The following is a 17,182-nucleotide window of genomic DNA, read 5'->3' as shown; positions in this document are numbered from 1 at the left end:
CGCATATTCGTACATTCCTTTCCGCCTCCCCGCAATCATCCTTTTCACATTCATGTAAGGTATCATGTCCACTCTACGGAATGTCGTATGTCCTACAGCATGCATGAGGCACGAATCCCGTACGGATTATGGCGACGCGCCATATCAGCCGTTCGCCTGTTTTTCCTGTAAAATATACGGTTATAGTTATAAGAATATCTCACACTGAAGGAATCATCATCCGAACCGGATTTTACCGTATTTTATCCATCAAAAAAATTTCTTATATTGAAAATATTAATATATTTGCACCGGACAAACATAATAAAGACACACAAAGAAAAATACTGCGATAAAATTACTTACAGCATAACGCAAAAACACACAAGCTGTATCGATATGTTTAAAACAAGCATCAGGAGACATGCATACATACTGCTGTTTCCGTTTTTCACCGTTTTTTCCGGGGCAGAAGCGACGGCACAGACAGTCTCACTGCCCGAGACGTGCCGCTACACCGGCAACACGGAAGCATGCGTGATGACGCCGGATGACGCCATGGCTGACACCTCGCATACTGCTGACGCGCCATCCGCAGACATGAAAAGATGGCGTACAGATGCGGGGCGGCTGATGTCGCCTCATACGCAGGTCTCTGAAATAATCAGGGATATGCCTAAACACAGACACAGAATATCTTATACGAACAGCAACACATTTTATGCTTACATAGGATACGGACGCATCATGAGCAAGCTACACATGGCAGAAGGCGTGAAGGGCAATCCAAGAAACGGCTTGTTCTGGCAGTTCGGCTATGACTGGACGTCGAAATTTGGCATCGGGGCAGGAATGATGTACAACGGGTTCAGGTCCACGTACGAGCACAACGGTTACAGAGAAAAGTCGGAAATATTTTATCTGGCTCCGCAGATAGTCTTAAAAACATACGTCAGGCGATGGATTATCGACGGGAAAATGGGTTTAGGATTGTTCACATACAACTATCCGACGTATGAGACAGAGTCATCAGACGACGGTTTCGGATACAACCTGCATTTCGGAGCCGAATATGTATTGTCGAGAATCATAGGCATCAGCGCGTCTATCGGATTGACGAAGGGTAATATTAGAATACATGATGAAATGGGTTATTTCAACATGGTAACTGCCATATCCGCTCTTAACATATGTGTGGGAGTGAGGGCACATATCTGAGAATATCCATATGAAGGTACGCTGTTTTATACTTCTACAAATATTATAAACAAAAAAAAACATTATTATGAATCATTCATTTAAATCATTCTCCTGGAAACATCTTCTGATTTTCCTTCTGGTGTCGGGTTGCGTTACCATTGTGCGCGGACAAAGCAGGTTTCATATAGACCTTGATTATCACTATAATCTCGGACTGTCTGAGTCATTCAATGGCATAACGCTTAAACGTAACGAATATCATATGGGCGGACACTCCCTCCGTCTGAGCACGCGCTACGACGTGTCGCGCCTCTGGTCGGCGGGAATAGGAATAGGACTTGACAGATATACCGAGCCCGACTACAACACGATGCCCGTGTTCGCGACGGTGAGATACAAGGCACTCGAGAAAGTTCCCGACGCATATGTCTTTGCCGATATGGGATATTCCATAAAGTCAGGTGAGTTTACAAAAGGACTCACAGGCAGCCTGGGAATAGGATATACACATATGTTTGCCAAGCATTTCGGCTTGAATTTCCAGATAGCATACAATCTGAAGCGTTTCAACGACATCCCCACATATATATATAATGTGGATAAGGGGGAGACAACATACAGCAAGGAGAACAGCACCAGACACTCGCTGTCATTCGGAATAGGTGTCACTTTCTGACGATATTACACCGACAGAATAATCCACAACCTGTCAGTAAAATGACGGTAAACACCATCTTTATTATTCGCCGGTAATAAAGTAGAGACGCAAAATCTTGCGTCTCACAAGCAAGAATTGCGCTGTTAATCGTGCATATAATTACTTATGAAAATTGCATTTATTGCTTGTGAGACGCAAGGATCGCGCTGTTTATAATACATATAATTACTTATGAAAATTGCATTATTTGCTTGTGAGACGCAAAATCTTGCGTCTCTACAGGGCTCGCGTCTTCATAATTATTGGTGGGAACACGCTGTTTATTATTCGCTGCCACTAAAGTAGAGACGCAAAATCTTGCGTCTCACAAGCAAACAGCGCAAATAATTGAAATAATAAACCGTCACTGCCGATATCGCAATCGTTGCTCGTGAGACGCAAAATTTTGCGTCTCTACTTTATTACCGGCGTATTATAACATTATGACAACATCCGTGCTGATGTAACACACAATTTCTCCTCACTTTTAAATTTATCTCCCAAACAGAACACTTTCTTCTTACCGTCAATCTGAAACACACACAAGCCATGTGGCTGGATATAAACATTATCCATAATTATATAACATCCGGACGCCGCATGCCGCTTAACTTTGTAACCGGAACAAAAGGATAATAATGTTATGAACAAGTTTTTGGTATGTTTAATGATATTTATGATAGGATGCACAGACCTTTGGGCTTCTGACAGAAAGATAAAAGGATATGTGCTTGACAAGGAAGGAACGCCGCTGACAGGCGCATATGTATATGATGAGAACAAGAAAAACACAGCCATAACAGACGAGAACGGATATTTCGAGATATCCGTTCCGGAGGAGGCAAGGATGCTGAAGGCAGGATATGTGGGGTTCGCTCTGCTCGACCATACGATGGAACGGCCCGACGACGTGCAGATTCTGGTGATGAGCCCGAATACGGAACTGAAGGAGGTTGTGGTGACGGCAGGGGGCATAGGGATGCTGAAGAACAGGGGCAACCTACTCAACACCGAAAGCATTACGGCGCAGGGACTCACGCGCGCAGCATGCTGCAACCTCTCGGAGAGTTTTGAGACAAACCCCTCGGTGGACGTGGCTTACAGCGACGCCGTGACGGGAGCGAAACAGATACAGCTGCTCGGACTTGCCGGAACATACGTGCAGATGCTCACCGAGAATTTTCCAAACCTGCGCGGAGCGGCTTCCACCTACGGACTCGACTACATCCCGGGACCGTGGATGCAGAGCATACAGGTGTCGAAGGGCGCGGCGTCGGTGAAGAACGGCTTCGAGTCGGTCACCGGACAGATTGACGTGGAATATAAGAAACCCAAAATAGCCGACCCGCTGTTTATTAATCTTTTCGCCGGAAGCGCAGGACGCTACGAGGGGAACGCCGTGGGGGCTCTGGAACTCAACGACCGCCTCTCCACAGCTCTATTCCTCAACTACTACAATGAGGAGCAGTCGCACGACAAGAACAAGGATACTTTCCTCGACATGCCGCAGATGCAGTCGTTCAGCATGATGAACCGCTGGCACTACCAGACACCGCGCTTCGTGTCGCAATGGGGCGTAAAGGTGCTCACCGACCGCCGCACGAGCGGACAGACATCACACACCCTTCGCTCCGACGCTGCTTTCTCTCCATACACCATCCACAACGACGCAAACCGCGTGGAGCTGTTCTCAAAGAACGGTTTTATCCTGAACCAGGACCGCAACGAGAGTATCGCGCTGATAGTCTCGGGCTCTTATCATGACCAGCAGTCTGACTACGCGGACAAGACGTATGATGTGTATGAGTCGAACGTCTACGCCTCGCTGCTCTATGAGACCGCCTTCGGAAAGAGACACAAGCTCGCCGCAGGACTGAACTACAACTGGGACAACTTCGAACAGCGCGGCAACGTCATCAACCTCTACCGTCCTGACCTGCGCGACATAAGCGAGAACGTGTCGGGAGCGTACGCCGAATACACATGGACGCCTGCCGACAACCTCACTATCATGGCAGGACTGCGTGCCGACTACAGCTCCATCTACCACTGGTTCGTCACCCCGCGCATGCATGTGAAGTACACACCTTTCTCATGGCTCGACCTACGCGCCTCGGCTGGAAAGGGCTACCGCAGCACATTCATATTTCCGGAGAACAACTATCTGTTGGCAAGCAGCCGCACGTGGCATGTTTCCGACAATCTCAATCAGGAAGAGGCATGGAACTATGGAGTGAGCGCGTCGTTCCACATACCGGTGAGGAATGAGGAGATTACAATGAACGCGGAATGGTATTACACCGACTTCATCAATCAGGTGGTGACAGATATGGACAAGGACGCGCACGCCATATACTTCTATAATCTCAAAGGCAGGTCCACCTCAAGCGTGTTCCAGATAGACGCCACCTTTCCGCTGTTCCGCGGATTCACCCTTATGGGAGCCTACAGATGGATGGACGTGAAGTGCACCTACGACGGAAAGACAATGCGCAAGCCGCTCACCAGCCGTTACAAGGCTTTGCTGACAGCCTCGTATGAGACTCCGCTGAAGAAATGGCAGTTTGATGTCACAGCGCAGTTCAACGGAGGCGGACGCATGCCAACGCCCGATCCGGAACGTCCGCTGTGGCACAGGACGTTCCCATCATACACCCAACTGAGCGCACAGATAACACGCCGCTTCCGCCGGTGGAGCATCTACGCGGGCGGCGAAAACCTCACTAACATCAGGCAGAAGAACCCTGTGGTGTCGGCGGCAGACCCGTACAGCCGTGACTTCGACGCCACAATGGTATGGGGACCCACCATGGGATACAAACTGTATGCGGGCATCCGCTTCAATATACCCAAGATGTAATATAACTTTAAAAAACAGAAGACAATGAAAACAAGAACAATCATCATGACAGCCATGCTTTTCTTCGGACTGTCATACACAGTAAACGCAAAGGACTTGAAAGGAGACAAGAAGTCGGAAGTGACTTTCCTTGTGTCCATGACTTGTGAGAACTGCCAGAAACGCATCGAGAACAAGATGTCGTTCGAGAAGGGTGTGACCGATCTCGACGTGAATCTTCCGCAGAAGACGGTCACCATCAAATACCGCAAGGACAAGACATCAGCCGACAAACTGAAAGATGCTATCCGCCAGCTGGGATATACCGTCACACCGTTGGACAAAACGAATACAGGAAAAAAAGACCCTTCACAAAAGAAGGATAAAGAATAGAGCTGTCCGGAAAACACTGCCCATACAGGCACATACAATAAAGGCAACAGGAAAACGTAACATGCCCATTCCATGCACGCAATGTTTTCCCATTGCCTTTTCCATTATATTATTATACAATTATTGCCTTATCGCCCCGCATTATCCACACTTTTTCATGCAGTCCTAATCTATCTTATATAAAATAGGAATAAAACCGGCTTTCACATACACTAAAAAGTATAATTAAGAATAACATCCGTTTAAGGCTTAAAAACTGTGGAAAACCATGTGGAAAAGCGTTGATAACACTGTTGGCAAATAAATCATAACCCGGGGGATATCCACAGGCGCGGAGCCATATGTTTTTTATTGTGGATATACACGGGGTTATTAAATTTTTTTCCATAAGTTTTCCATAATTCTTAAAGCGTAAATTTTATAAACTTATTAACTTTGCACAGTGCAACAAAGTTTGTGGATAAACTGCATATATTACTGTTATTCAGACCTTACTTATTAAAGACCGTCGTTCATAACACTTTCTCCTGATGTTGACATCAGAATATGCAAGAAAAAAGCCGTAAAGTTTTGAACATATAAACAGCATATCATCATAATCATATTATTTTATTTTTAAAAAGAAATAAATATAATAATGATATATGATTGTGGAGAAAGTGAGAGGATTTGAGGGTGAGAAGGGGAGAGGATGAGAAGGTGAGGATGGTGAGAGAATGAGAAGGTGAGAAGGGTGAGAGGATGAGAAGGTGGGAAGGAGAGAGAAGGCATGCCGACTGTGCTGACGAAGCCTGACGGGATGGGAAACAGAACGGAAAAGCCCGGAAGAACGGGAATACATAAGGATAAGAACAACGTAAGGCGTGCGTTTCATGTATCACGTCATATAAAAAAACATATATATGGAGAGAGAAATGGTGAAAAAGGAATGGATTGAGAAAGGTTATGCCGATGAGACGGTGGAGGAAGGCACCGACCTCAGAAAAGAGATAAGAAGGATGTGCGCGGAGAAGAACGCCGTGCTGCTCGCACACTATTACACTCCCGGAGAGGTGCAGGAGTGCGCCGACTTCATAGGCGACTCGCTCGCGCTGGCACGTAAGGCTGCCGCGACAGACGCCGACATCATCGTGATGTGCGGCGTGCATTTCATGGCGGAGACATGCAAGCTGCTCAGTCCGGAGAAGAAGGTGCTCGCGCCCGACCTCAATGCCGGATGCTCGCTTGCCGACTCCTGCCGCGCGGAGGACCTGAAGAGGTTCAAGGAGGAGCACCCCGGCTACAAGGTGGTGAGCTATGTCAACACCACAGCCGCGGTGAAGGCACTCACCGATGTGGTAGTTACGAGCGGCAACGCGAAGAAGGTGATAGACTCTTTCCCAAAGGATGAGAAGATAATATTCGGTCCGGACCATAACCTCGGGTCGTACATCAACTCGGTGACCGTACGCGACATGCTGCTGTGGAACGGCGGATGCCACGTTCACGAGAAGTTCTCCGTGGAGGCTATAACGCAACTGAAGAAGGAGCATCCCGGTGCCGTCGTGATGGCACATCTGGAGTGCAAGGGTCCTGTGCTCGCCGTTGCCGACGTGAAAGGATCGACGGCTGTGATGCTGAAGTATGCCATGGAGCACGACGGGAAGGAGTATATCGTTGCTACGGAGAGCGGAATACTTCACGAGCTTCAGCGTCAGTGTCCCGACAAGACGTTCTATCCCGTTCCGCCGGAGGTAGGCGAGGGCACCGTGGGATGTATGTGCAACGAGTGCGAATATATGAAGATGAACACCCTGCGCAAGATATACAACACGCTCAGATATGAGTGGCCCGAGGTGAGTGTGGACGAAGCCGTCGCCCGCGATGCCGTCAAGCCGATAGAGCGCATGCTGGAGCTGAGCTGAGAGGATGCCTTCCTGACGTCCTGTCGGCACAGCCTGTAGAGACGCAAAATATTGCGTCTTCCGGACAACAGACACGCATAAAAGTTATGTTATGGCGCATCATCCGGCTCCATATCACCTTTTATTGTGATGGCGTCAGCCTTGTAGAGACGCAAGATTTTGCGTCTCCCGAGGGGTAAAAGCATGCTTATATGTGATATATTGTAGCGCGTAAGTGTGCGGAATGATTGCTTGTGAGACGCAAGATTTTGCGTCTCTACTTGGATTGATTGCGGTTTGGAAAATTGGAATGTGGGATGTGGAGAGCCGAATTACGCATAAAAAATGCTGACATATGGCATTTGTAGTGCCTTATATCAGCATGATTGTCCGTGAGACGAACTTTTTCGCGTCTCTACACAGGTATGCGTGCATTCTCCACAATTCTTATGCGGATGTGATGAAAAATCTTACGCATGTGTCAATGATGTGTGGAATCATAAATCAATATTACCGCTGCCATCATCTTCCCCRTCTTCATCACCATCTACCACTGGMTGTTCACCTGCATGTATTCCTGTGCCGTCCGACCCCGCCAGTATTTCAGTGCCTTCCATTACGATTGTTTTTGACTCCGGTTTCAGATACTCTTTTTTATTCATGATGTTTTAATGTTTTGTTTATAATATATTATTGTAAATGTTATGTGCTTTTTTTGATTGTGCAGGTKAGTTTCCACTRTAAAGTTATAAAGAATAAACCGGACGTGGGAAGAATGRCRTAACTATTTGATTTTCATCGGAAATATGTAAAAAAAAAACGATATACAAACCAAAAAGARCTTTGGCGGATAGCCAAAAAGTGCGGATCGCGAGTGATGAAGGAACGTAGGGATATGGCATGMAGTAGCGCATCAGTAAGGTCAATAATATTTTATATTGATGGCGCGAGCCTTGTAGAGACGCAAGATTTTGCGTCTCCCGAGGRATAAAARCATGCTTATATGTGGTATATAGTTTAGCGTCGGTTTGCGACACGGYTGCTTGTGAGACGCAAGATTTTGCGTCTCTACTTGGGTTAATCACTGTTATATTGGTGGCGCGAGCCTTGTAGAGACGCAAAATTTTGCGTCTCCAGAGGGAGTAAAGCATGATTATATGTGGTATATTGTAGCAGTTATGTTTGCGACATATTCGCTTGTGAGACGCAAGATTTTGCGTCTCTACTTGGGGTAATCACTGTTATATTTGTGGCGCGAGCCTTGTAGAGACGCAAAATCTTGCGTCTCACGATGAATGAAAGCATACTTATATGTGAATATATTGTAGCGCATCGGTTTGCGACATACTCGCTTGTGAGACGCAAAATTTTGCGTCTCTACTTAGGTTAATCACTGTTTTATTGATGGCGCGAACCCTCGTGACATACAAAATCTTGCGTCTCCAGTGGGATGAAAGCATATTTATATGTGGTATATTGTAGCGCATCCGTTTGCTACATGGTTGTTTGTGAGACGCAAAATCTTGCGTCTCTACTTGGGTTGATTGCGGTTGGGGAGAGCATGTTGAATGCAAAATATTGCGCCTCATGTGCAAAAAACAGGTTATTGTTTGCACACACTTATTTCCTCATTAAATGTCCCGTGTTGCGGAAGAGCCTCTTCCGCACGCTCAAACGGGCTTTATGACACTCCCATAAAGGCTCTTTCGCATGGTGAAAGAGGCTCTTTCGTAATGCGGAAAAGGCTCTTCCGCGAGAACATATTTCGTATTGCATGAAACATATTACAACACACTGATGAACAATAAATTATGTCCCATTGACAAACCGCATTCCATTGTTGGAATGATATATTATGTCCCATTGAAAAACTTCATTTCACTGTTGAAGCGATATATTATGTTATCACACAAAACCGCATTCCATTGTTGAAGCGATATATTATGTTTTCACACAAAACCGCATTCCGTTGTTGGAACGGTATATATCGTATGCTTCCACTCCATCATTCCTCACACCATACACCTTCCGCACGGTTGTCAGCCTTTCCTGTTCCTGCGCTCGCGGTATTCTGTAGGTAAGCACTTGAAACGCTTGGTGAACTCGCGGTAGAAATAGGAGCGGTTGTGGAATCCGCAGGCGTTGATGATTTCGGAAACGGTGTTGTTTGTGGTATTCAGCATCTTCTCCACCTGAATCATCCGGTATTCAAGTATGAACTCATTTGGAGAAGAGTTGACCGACGCTTTCATCTTGCGGTAAAGCTGCGAACGGCTTATTGCCATGTCCTCCGCCAGCCGCGAGGCGTCGTATGTGTCGTCAAAGTAATGGCTCTTCAGTATGTCCGCCGCCTTTTGCAGCCACAGCCTTACCTCAGTGTTCATCCCGCTGCCCCCGAAACGGTTTACGAAAGCCTCTCCGGATACAGAGTAGTCGCGCATGCGGTTGATGGTCTGGATGTTGTGTTCCACCACCGCGCTGAAGTATTTCCTTGTGAAAGGCTTCTCCAGGAGCGTACTCACCCCCATCGACAGCACATCAGAGAGCTTCTCCCTGCTGCCTTCGTTGCATATGGCGATGATGGGTATGTACTTCCCGTTAAGCATGTTTTTAAGATTGGCGATGAGTCTGCTGCCGTCGTCCATGAGGTCTGCCACAATGAGGTCTGCATACATGAGTGAGGCGGAGTCCTTCAGGCTGTCGTGTGTAAAGAAGCTCAGCTGGTAGCGTTCGCTGAGGATGTGGCTGATGAAGTTGCCCATGAGCTCGTCGTCCTCAATCACGGCTATATGCTTGTCTTTCCTGTTGATGATGTTCTGCAGCGTGTTTTCCTCCTGTCTTGGCTCATCCTTCTGCAGCGCGGGCAGTGAGTTGAGTATGAGGGTTAAGCCCGTCCTGCCTTCAGATGAGTGCACTTGCAACTGTCCTCCCGCCTTTCTTATGAGATTGTTTCCTATGGTCAGTCCGATGATGTTGTATGTATCCTCATCCGTGCTTCCCACCTCCATCCTGTCCAAGGCGTTCTCATAGTTGAAGATGCTGTCCAGCTCGTCCTTTTCCGGACCCTTGCCCTGATAGCTTAGCGTGAGCTTTCGGCTGTCCTCCACCGCAGTCCATCCTATCCTCACCTCGCCTTCAGTCTGCGCATGCACGAAGATGTATCTGAGCATATAGTTGAGTGCTCGGCTGATAATGGTGCGGTCGGACACTATAACGGTGTTTTCCCTTGTCTCGGGAATGACGAGTCGCAGCCGTTTGTTGAGTATGGTGTCCATATGGTTGTCCATGACCGCCATCACCATCTCCGCGAGATCAAACCTCTCCGGAGTAAGCTCCACGTTCTCCTCTCCCGACGATTTCATCTCGCCTATCTGTCTTATCTGCTCTTTCATGCGCGTTATGTTCACCGTGATGCGTTCGAGCTCGTCGGAGTATAACGCCCTTCCGTTGTTATCCTCTATCTTGCTTACGGCGTCGAATATCTGCGTTATGTTGTTTGAGAAGCCGTTTGTTATCTTCGAGAAGAAGTTGAGTTTGGCATGATGTATCTCGTCCCGTGCCTGCTGTCCCTGCCTCTCAAGCTCATAGCGGTGCTTCCTGAGCAGTCTGTATTTCTTTCTGAGATAGACATACCTTGTCATTCCGGCAATGAAAAGAAAATATATCATCACCGCCCACCACCGCTGCCACACTGGATAGCTCACGCTGAACGACAGGCGCAAAGGCTTGTCGCTCCACCGGTGGGCGTAGTTGCTCTGCCTCACCACGAGGGTGTATTCGCCCGGAGCAAGCTCGTTGAGTATTATCTTCTTGCTTCCTTGCAGATATGTCCACTTGTTTTCGATGCCCTGCCTCACCCATCTGTCGCGCTCAATATAATAGGAAATACCGCACCGCCCGTTGTTTATATAGTCGAGAATGGAGAAATCCAGCTCCACCGTTCTTGAGCCGTAGGGCAGCCTGAGATTCCCCGTCAGCGGATATTCCTTGCCGTCGGCGGTGACCTGACTGAGAAGAAGTCCGGGCATGAACGTGTTGAGCTGCATCTTTGCTGTGGATATCCTGCTTATGCCGTTGGTCCCTCCGAAGTATATCTCCTTACCGTTGTCGGCAGCCAGTCCAGCCCCGTCGGAGAACTCGTTTCCCTGCAGTCCGTCCAGGTAGTTGAAGTTTGTGATGTCGCGGTTGGTGTCTATCCTGAACAGTCCTGTGCCGGTGCTTATCCATATGTTCCTGTAAAAGTCTTCCAATATATGGTGTACGTTCATGTTGGTGAGCCCCGCGGCAGAAGTTATGTCCGTCACATCAGACCGCCCGTAGATGTCGCTCATCATGTCAAGTCCCTGCGACGTGCCTATCCACAGACGTCTGGAGACGTCAAGATATAACGAAATGATGTCGTCGCTCACAAGAGAGCTGCGGTCGCGGCTTTTGGTGTTGAATATCCTGTATGTGTTGTCTTCCACGTTCAGACATATGATGCCTCCTCCCCGTGTGCCCGCCCAAAGGTGGGGATAGTCAAGCACAAGCGAGTAGACAACGCCTGCGGTAAGGTCGTGAGGCAGCATTTTCCTGTATTCGGTGACAGACGTTATGATGCCGTCCCTTACTGTAGCCTTCAGTATGCCGTTGCCGCTCGTGCCGAGAAAGAGCGTATGAGCACCGTGCCTCACGATGGAATAGACGGAGTATATCTTCCTTTTGTCCTCAGGATTGAGAAAGGACACGTGGCGTCAACCGGTCATCGTCAGACCCGGAAGGGTTGCCGACAAGTCCCTGTTGGAGACTTCTTGCGCCTTGTCTTCAGTCACTGTGGAGGATAACGGCAGCATGAATATCCGTCTCTTCAACGCGGACAGTGACGACAGCCGCCAGACAGTAACGCTGGATTTTCCTGTCAGCCGTGCCGTGGTAACAGACCTGAACGGAGAAACGCAGGAAGAATTGCAGGTGAAGAACGGGAAGATAAATCTCAGTATTCCCCGCTTCGGCATACGTACCGTCAATCTGACTTTAAAGAAATGAAACCAAAATATCATAATACAATGGATGGAAAAAAGAAATTCAGAGATGTTGCCGGGTGTCTCTTATTTACTGTGTTAATGTGTCCGGCTGCGGTTACAGCGCAGGACAAGGATCTGGCACATTGGGTGAACCCGTTTATCGGAGCCAGTACGAACACCGAGACAGCAGGAGCTTATCATGGGCTCGGGAAAACTTTCCCGGGTGCCGCGACTCCCTACGGTATGGTACAGGTAAGTCCGCAGACAATCACCGGTGGAGACAATGGCTCCGGATACAGCTATGAACATCAGACCATAGAGGGCTTTTCCATGACGCAGATGAGCGGAGTGGGATGGTATGGCGAGATGGGCAACTTTCTGGTTATGCCTACGACAGGCGAGATAAAGACTCTTGCCGGACGTGAGAAGGAAAACATTGACGGCTGGCGATCGCACTACGACAAGGAGTCGGAGCATGCACATGCCGGATATTACAGTGTCCGGCTCACAGACTATGGCATTAAGGCGGAAGCCACTTGTACGCCCCGTTGCGGCGCGCTGCGCTTCACCTTCCCTAAAAACGGACAGTCACATATTCTGATTGACCTCGCACGGCGTGTGGGAGGCTCCGCTGACTATGAATATATCAAGGTGGTCGACAGTCTCACATTTGAAGGCTGGATCAGGTGTACACCCCAAGGAGGCGGATGGGGCAACGGTGACGGACGTGTGAAATACACTCTTTATTTTCATGCAAGGCTGAGCAAGCCCATGAAGTCATTCGGTTTCTGGAAAGCGGATTTCTCCGAGTCGCAGCCTCATAAAAAAGATGATGTCGTCACACCTGAATATCTTGAAAGAATCGCCAAGGCTTCTGTCGTGAAAGGAAACGTGCGGGATGCCAATGACATGCTGGGTCGGCACATAGGCTTCTTTGCCGACTTTGCTACTGATGAGGATGAAGCCGTTACTCTCACTTGTGCTGTTTCTTATGTTGATATTGAAGGCGCGCGACGCAATTTTGAGGCTGAGGCTCAAGGCAGAGACTTCGACAGCATCCACCGGAAAGCGGTTGAGGATTGGAACAAAGCACTCGGTTGCATAGACATCGAAGGCGGAACGGAAGCGGAGCGGACCATATTCTATACTGCGCTTTATCACACTATGATAGACCCGCGCATTTGTCAGGATGTGGACGGCAGGTATGTCGGCGGGGATTATAAGGTCCATCAGAGTGACGGAAAGTTTGTCAAACGCACGGTGTTCAGCGGTTGGGACGTGTTCCGTTCGCAGATGCCGCTTCAGACAATTATCCGTCCGCAGCTCGTGAACGACCTCCTTAACTCGCTCATTACTCTTGCCGACCAGAGCGGAAGGCATTATTTCGAGAGATGGGAGCTTCTCAATTCATATTCCGGATGCATGTTGGGCAATCCTGCCGTCTCTGTTCTCGCTGACGCATGGGCTAAGGGAATCAGAGACTACGACATCAGTAAGGCATATGAATATGCTAAGAACTCCTCCAAGAACACCGGCAACGGCAGTCTGGGTTATTCCCCGGGCAATCTGTGTCTGTCCCACACGCTCGAGTATGCTTACACCGACTGGTGTACAGGACGGCTTGCGGAGATGCTCGGCAAGGATGAGGATGCCGCGCTGTATTATCACAAGGGACAAGCCTATCGTAATATTTTTGACAAGAAGAAGGGATGGTTCCGCCCTAAGGATGAGAAAGGCAACTGGCTGCCATGGCCGAAGGAAGGAAGGTTGAAGGAGTGGTACGGATGCATGGAATGCAATCCGCTCCAGCAAGGATGGTTCGTTCCCCATGATGTCAAGGGTATGGTAGGACTCATGGGTGGAAAGAAGAAAGTCATTGCAGACCTCGACTGGATGTTCGGAAACACGCCGCAGGACATGTTCTGGAATATGTATTATAATCACGCCAACGAGCCTGTGCATTTCGTTCCTTACCTTTACAACCGTTTGGGAGCCGGATGGAAAACGCAATATCACACCCGTTACATATGCCGTAACGCATATGAGAACAAGGTGGAAGGTCTGCGAGGCAACGAGGATGTGGGACAGATGTCGGCATGGTATGTCCTTTCCGCAATAGGCATACACCAGTATTGTCCGGGCGACACGCGCTTTGAGATTACGTCACCTGTCTTCCGCCGTGCCACGATTCACTTGCAGAACGGAAAGACCTTTACCGTAAACGCTCCGGCAAACAGCGACAGGAATATATATATCCGGAAGGCGTCTCTCAACGGAAAGAACATTCCTCTGCATCTTGATTACAAGGATATTGTGGGTGGAGGCGTTCTCCAGCTCGAGATGGGAGCCGAGCCTGAAAAATAACTGAGACAAACCGAGACGGCGGAAGAGAACGTTTCGGCATTCAGGTTCACGTCGTGAATCTTATACAACGCAAATCTGTAAGATGCCTTTTCCATTCTTCCTGCCGTCAGATAACCGTAAAATGATCCGTCAGATAACGGTAATATAATAATGTGTGAAATAAAAGTCCAATATAATTATATGAAAACAAAATCCATTCTTATTGCGTTGCTTGTGCTCATGTTTACTCCTGTGCAAGCTCAGATAAACCATTTCTCACTCAACAGTGAGGACGGCAATGTCGTCTGGAAGATTTTCCCGCAGGCTGAGACACCAATGTCGGGAGAGAAGCTGTCCTCGGGGAACACTGTGAAGAATGCGGTGACAGGAATTGTCCCCGGAACCGTATTCGCCTCATATGTCCGGGCTGGCAAGGAACCGTGTCCCGAATATGGCGACAATATATATAAGGTGGATGAGGCTCTTTACAACCGTCCGTTCTGGTACATTACGTCTTTCAGGCTTCCCGAAAAGCCTGCGGCAGGTCAGCATGTGTGGCTCTGCTTTGAGAACACCAACAAGTTTGCTGATTTCTGGTTTAACGGTCATAAGCTGTCGGGCACGGTCTCGTCAGTGAAGGACGTGAAAGGACATATGATGCGTTCGCGTTTTGATATCACAGACTTTTACAGAAATGACGGTGACAATCATATAGCCGTGCTTATTTATGACCCCGACGAGAAAAAGACACGTACTGGAAAGGACCCCTATGGGGTGGTGTGCAGCCCCTCATATCTTGCCGGTGCGGGATGGGACTGGATGCCATATGTGCCCGGACGCGAGGCTGGCATCACCGGCAAGGCTTCCGTTGAGGTGACGGGCGCAGCCAAGATGATAGACCCTTGGATGAGAAGTTATCTGCCTTCACTCGACAGGGCTGAGCTGAAGCTTGCTTCGGGAATAGCCAACTATTCAGGCAAGTCTCAGACTGTTACGGTTAAGGGTGTCATCACGCCGGGCGACATCACCTTCACAAAGAGTGTCAGGGTGGAGAGCGGCGACACTGCAATCATCAACATCAGTAAGGCTGACTGTATCGGCTTCGTCGTAGACAATCCCCGTCTGTGGTGGCCCAACGGATATGGCAAGCCCAACCTTTACACCTGTAAGTTGCAGGCGTTCGTCGACGGGAAAATGAGCGATGAGCGCAGCATACGGTTCGGCATCAAGAAAAATGAATATCGTATAGAGACGAATGCCGTGGGCTATCCGGTGCTGAACATTTATGTCAACGGACAGCGCATATATGTCAAGGGAGGCAACTGGGGCATGAGCGAGTATCTGCTGCGATGTCACAATGAAGACTACCGCAAATGGATACGCTTGCATCAGGACCTCAATTATAATATGATTCGACTTTGGACAGGATGTGTTACGGACGAGGAGTTCTATGATTATTGTGACGAATCGGGCATTATGGTGTGGGATGACTTCTGGCTTTATGTTGCCTGGAATGATGTGGCAGACCATGATGCGTTCAAGGCAAACGCGCGCGACAAGGTGCGCCGCCTGCGAAACCATCCTTCTATCACTGTTTGGTGCGGTGCCAACGAGACGCACCCTGTAGCCGACATCGACCAGGCTTTGCGCATGATTGTTATGGAAGAAGACGGCAACGACCGTCTTTACAAGTCATGTTCCAATCAGGACGCCTTGTCGGGAAGCGGTTGGTGGAAAGACCTTCCGCCCAGACATCACTTCGAGACTTCAGCAAGCAATCTGGCGTTCAACAAGCCGTCTTACCCTTATGGCTCAGACCATGGCTACGGATTCAGGACGGAAATAGGCATGGCTACTTTCCCGCAGTATGAAAGCGTCGTACGTTTCATTCCGAAAGAAGAGCAATGGCCGTTGCCTGACGACGAGCGGCTGAAAAACGACGATGACAATGTGTGGAACCGTCACTTCTTCGGCAAGGAAGCCTCCAATGCCGACCCTGTCAGCTACAAGAAGAACGTGAACGACCGCTACGGTGAGGCAACCTCCTTGGAAGACTTTTGCGAGAAAGCCCAGCTCGTCAACATAGAGGACATGAAGGGCATGTATGAGGCTTGGCAGGACAAGATGTGGAATGACGCTTCAGGGCTGCTGATATGGATGAGTCATCCGGCTTATCCGTCATTCGTATGGCAGACCTACGATTATTACGGCAACCCTACAGGATGCTACTGGGGTGCGCGCAAGGCTTGCGAGCCTCTGCACGTGCAGTGGAACTGTCTGGACAATAGTGTGAAAGTGGTGAACACGACGGCATCCGACCTTAATGACGCACGTGTGACAGCCACGGTATATGACCTCAAAGGCAATATTATCCATACGCAGAACGCTGTTGCGGGCTGCAAGGCAAGCGACATCTCTGAGGCTATGACGCTCACGCCTTCGGCGGACGGCTTGCAGTTCATCCGCCTCTGTCTGAAAGATGCCGGTGGCAGACTTGTTTCCGAGAACTTCTACTGGCACAACGGCAAGGAATATCTGGCGTATGAGGAACTCGCAGACATGCCGGAGGCGGCTCTGAAAGCACGTCTCGTCAGCCGTGACGGCAGCAAAGCCACGTTCGAGTTGATAAACAAAAGCAGGAATGTAAGTTTCGCCAACCGCCTGCGGCTTGTTGAAGGCAAAAAGAAAGAAGCGGTTCTTCCCGTCATATGGAGCGACAATTATGTCACACTGATGCCTGGCGAGAAGAAGGTCATCACGATAGAAATGCCCGACAACACAGGTAAGGTGAGACTCCTGTGTAAGCAATATCATCACAAGGAAAACAAAGTGCTCGATATGTAAA

The 17,182-nt window shown here is 48.8% G+C and carries 10 protein-coding genes; 8 read left to right on the top strand and 2 right to left on the bottom strand.

The window, feature by feature from the left end:
- Window positions 1–378: 378 nt before the first annotated feature.
- From BN4609_RS11880 to nadA, 5 genes are all read left to right on the top strand, one after another.
- Window positions 379–1,197: an outer membrane beta-barrel protein gene (locus tag BN4609_RS11880; protein ID WP_164071680.1), complete on the top strand. Its 819-nt coding sequence runs from the start codon at window positions 379–381 to the stop codon at window positions 1,195–1,197.
- Between the two features lie 67 nt (window positions 1,198–1,264).
- A complete protein-coding gene (locus BN4609_RS11875) occupies window positions 1,265–1,855 on the top strand; it encodes a hypothetical protein (RefSeq protein ID WP_068856858.1) in 591 nt (196 codons plus the stop codon).
- Between the two features lie 664 nt (window positions 1,856–2,519).
- Window positions 2,520–4,736 carry a TonB-dependent receptor gene (locus BN4609_RS11870; RefSeq protein WP_068856857.1) on the top strand — a complete coding sequence of 739 codons (2,217 nt, stop codon included), beginning with the start codon at window positions 2,520–2,522 and terminating at the stop codon, window positions 4,734–4,736.
- A 24-nt stretch (window positions 4,737–4,760) separates the two neighbouring features.
- The gene (locus BN4609_RS11865) at window positions 4,761–5,108 is read left to right on the top strand and encodes a heavy-metal-associated domain-containing protein (RefSeq protein ID WP_068856856.1); all 348 of its coding nucleotides are present in this window, start codon (window positions 4,761–4,763) and stop codon (window positions 5,106–5,108) included.
- 914 nt (window positions 5,109–6,022) lie between these two features.
- Window positions 6,023–7,012 (top strand): quinolinate synthase NadA, encoded by a 990-nt coding sequence (nadA, locus tag BN4609_RS11860; protein ID WP_068856984.1) that lies wholly within the window; start codon window positions 6,023–6,025, stop codon window positions 7,010–7,012.
- Between the two features lie 476 nt (window positions 7,013–7,488).
- On the opposite strand, the gene BN4609_RS16630 is transcribed toward nadA, so the two are convergent.
- Together BN4609_RS16630 and BN4609_RS11855 are read right to left on the bottom strand one after the other, a co-directional pair.
- Window positions 7,489–7,653: a hypothetical protein gene (locus BN4609_RS16630; protein ID WP_164071679.1), complete on the bottom strand. Its 165-nt coding sequence runs from the start codon at window positions 7,651–7,653 to the stop codon at window positions 7,489–7,491.
- Window positions 7,654–9,030: 1,377 nt separating this feature from the next.
- On the bottom strand, window positions 9,031–11,718 hold the full coding sequence (locus BN4609_RS11855) for a helix-turn-helix domain-containing protein (RefSeq protein ID WP_068856855.1): 2,688 nt from the start codon (window positions 11,716–11,718) through the stop codon (window positions 9,031–9,033).
- Between BN4609_RS11855 and BN4609_RS11850 the strand changes: the two genes are divergently transcribed.
- The 3 genes from BN4609_RS11850 to BN4609_RS11840 all read left to right on the top strand — a co-directional run bounded on the left by BN4609_RS11850 (window position 11,693) and on the right by BN4609_RS11840 (window position 17,181).
- Window positions 11,693–12,016 carry a glycosyl hydrolase-related protein gene (locus BN4609_RS11850; protein WP_206196560.1) on the top strand — a complete coding sequence of 108 codons (324 nt, stop codon included), beginning with the start codon at window positions 11,693–11,695 and terminating at the stop codon, window positions 12,014–12,016. The genes BN4609_RS11855 and BN4609_RS11850 overlap by 26 nt on opposite strands.
- A gap of 20 nt (window positions 12,017–12,036) precedes the next feature.
- Entirely contained in the window at window positions 12,037–14,358 is a 2,322-nt protein-coding gene (locus BN4609_RS11845; protein ID WP_084791590.1) for a GH92 family glycosyl hydrolase, read from the top strand.
- A 180-nt stretch (window positions 14,359–14,538) separates the two neighbouring features.
- Complete coding sequence (locus BN4609_RS11840; RefSeq protein ID WP_068856853.1) at window positions 14,539–17,181, top strand: glycoside hydrolase family 2 protein; 2,643 nt, start codon at window positions 14,539–14,541, stop codon at window positions 17,179–17,181.
- The last annotated feature ends 1 nt before the right edge of the window (window position 17,182 follow it).

The sequence above is a fragment of the Leyella lascolaii genome, assembly GCF_900079775.1.
GTDB lineage: Bacteria > Bacteroidota > Bacteroidia > Bacteroidales > Bacteroidaceae > Prevotella > Prevotella lascolaii.
The sequence above is the reverse complement of the archived record's forward strand: the minus strand, read 5'-3'. Positions and strand labels throughout refer to the sequence as shown.

Excerpts from the sequence above, each read along its gene's own strand:
- BN4609_RS11880 (WP_164071680.1), top strand. The coding sequence starts at position 379 with ATGTTTAAAACAAGCATCAGGAGACATGCATACATACTGCTGTTTCCG.
- BN4609_RS11875 (WP_068856858.1), top strand. The coding sequence starts at position 1,265 with ATGAATCATTCATTTAAATCATTCTCCTGGAAACATCTTCTGATTTTC.
- BN4609_RS11870 (WP_068856857.1), top strand. The coding sequence starts at position 2,520 with ATGAACAAGTTTTTGGTATGTTTAATGATATTTATGATAGGATGCACA.
- BN4609_RS11865 (WP_068856856.1), top strand. The coding sequence starts at position 4,761 with ATGAAAACAAGAACAATCATCATGACAGCCATGCTTTTCTTCGGACTG.
- nadA (WP_068856984.1), top strand. The coding sequence starts at position 6,023 with ATGGTGAAAAAGGAATGGATTGAGAAAGGTTATGCCGATGAGACGGTG.
- BN4609_RS11845 (WP_084791590.1), top strand. The coding sequence starts at position 12,037 with ATGGATGGAAAAAAGAAATTCAGAGATGTTGCCGGGTGTCTCTTATTT.
- BN4609_RS11840 (WP_068856853.1), top strand. The coding sequence starts at position 14,539 with ATGAAAACAAAATCCATTCTTATTGCGTTGCTTGTGCTCATGTTTACT.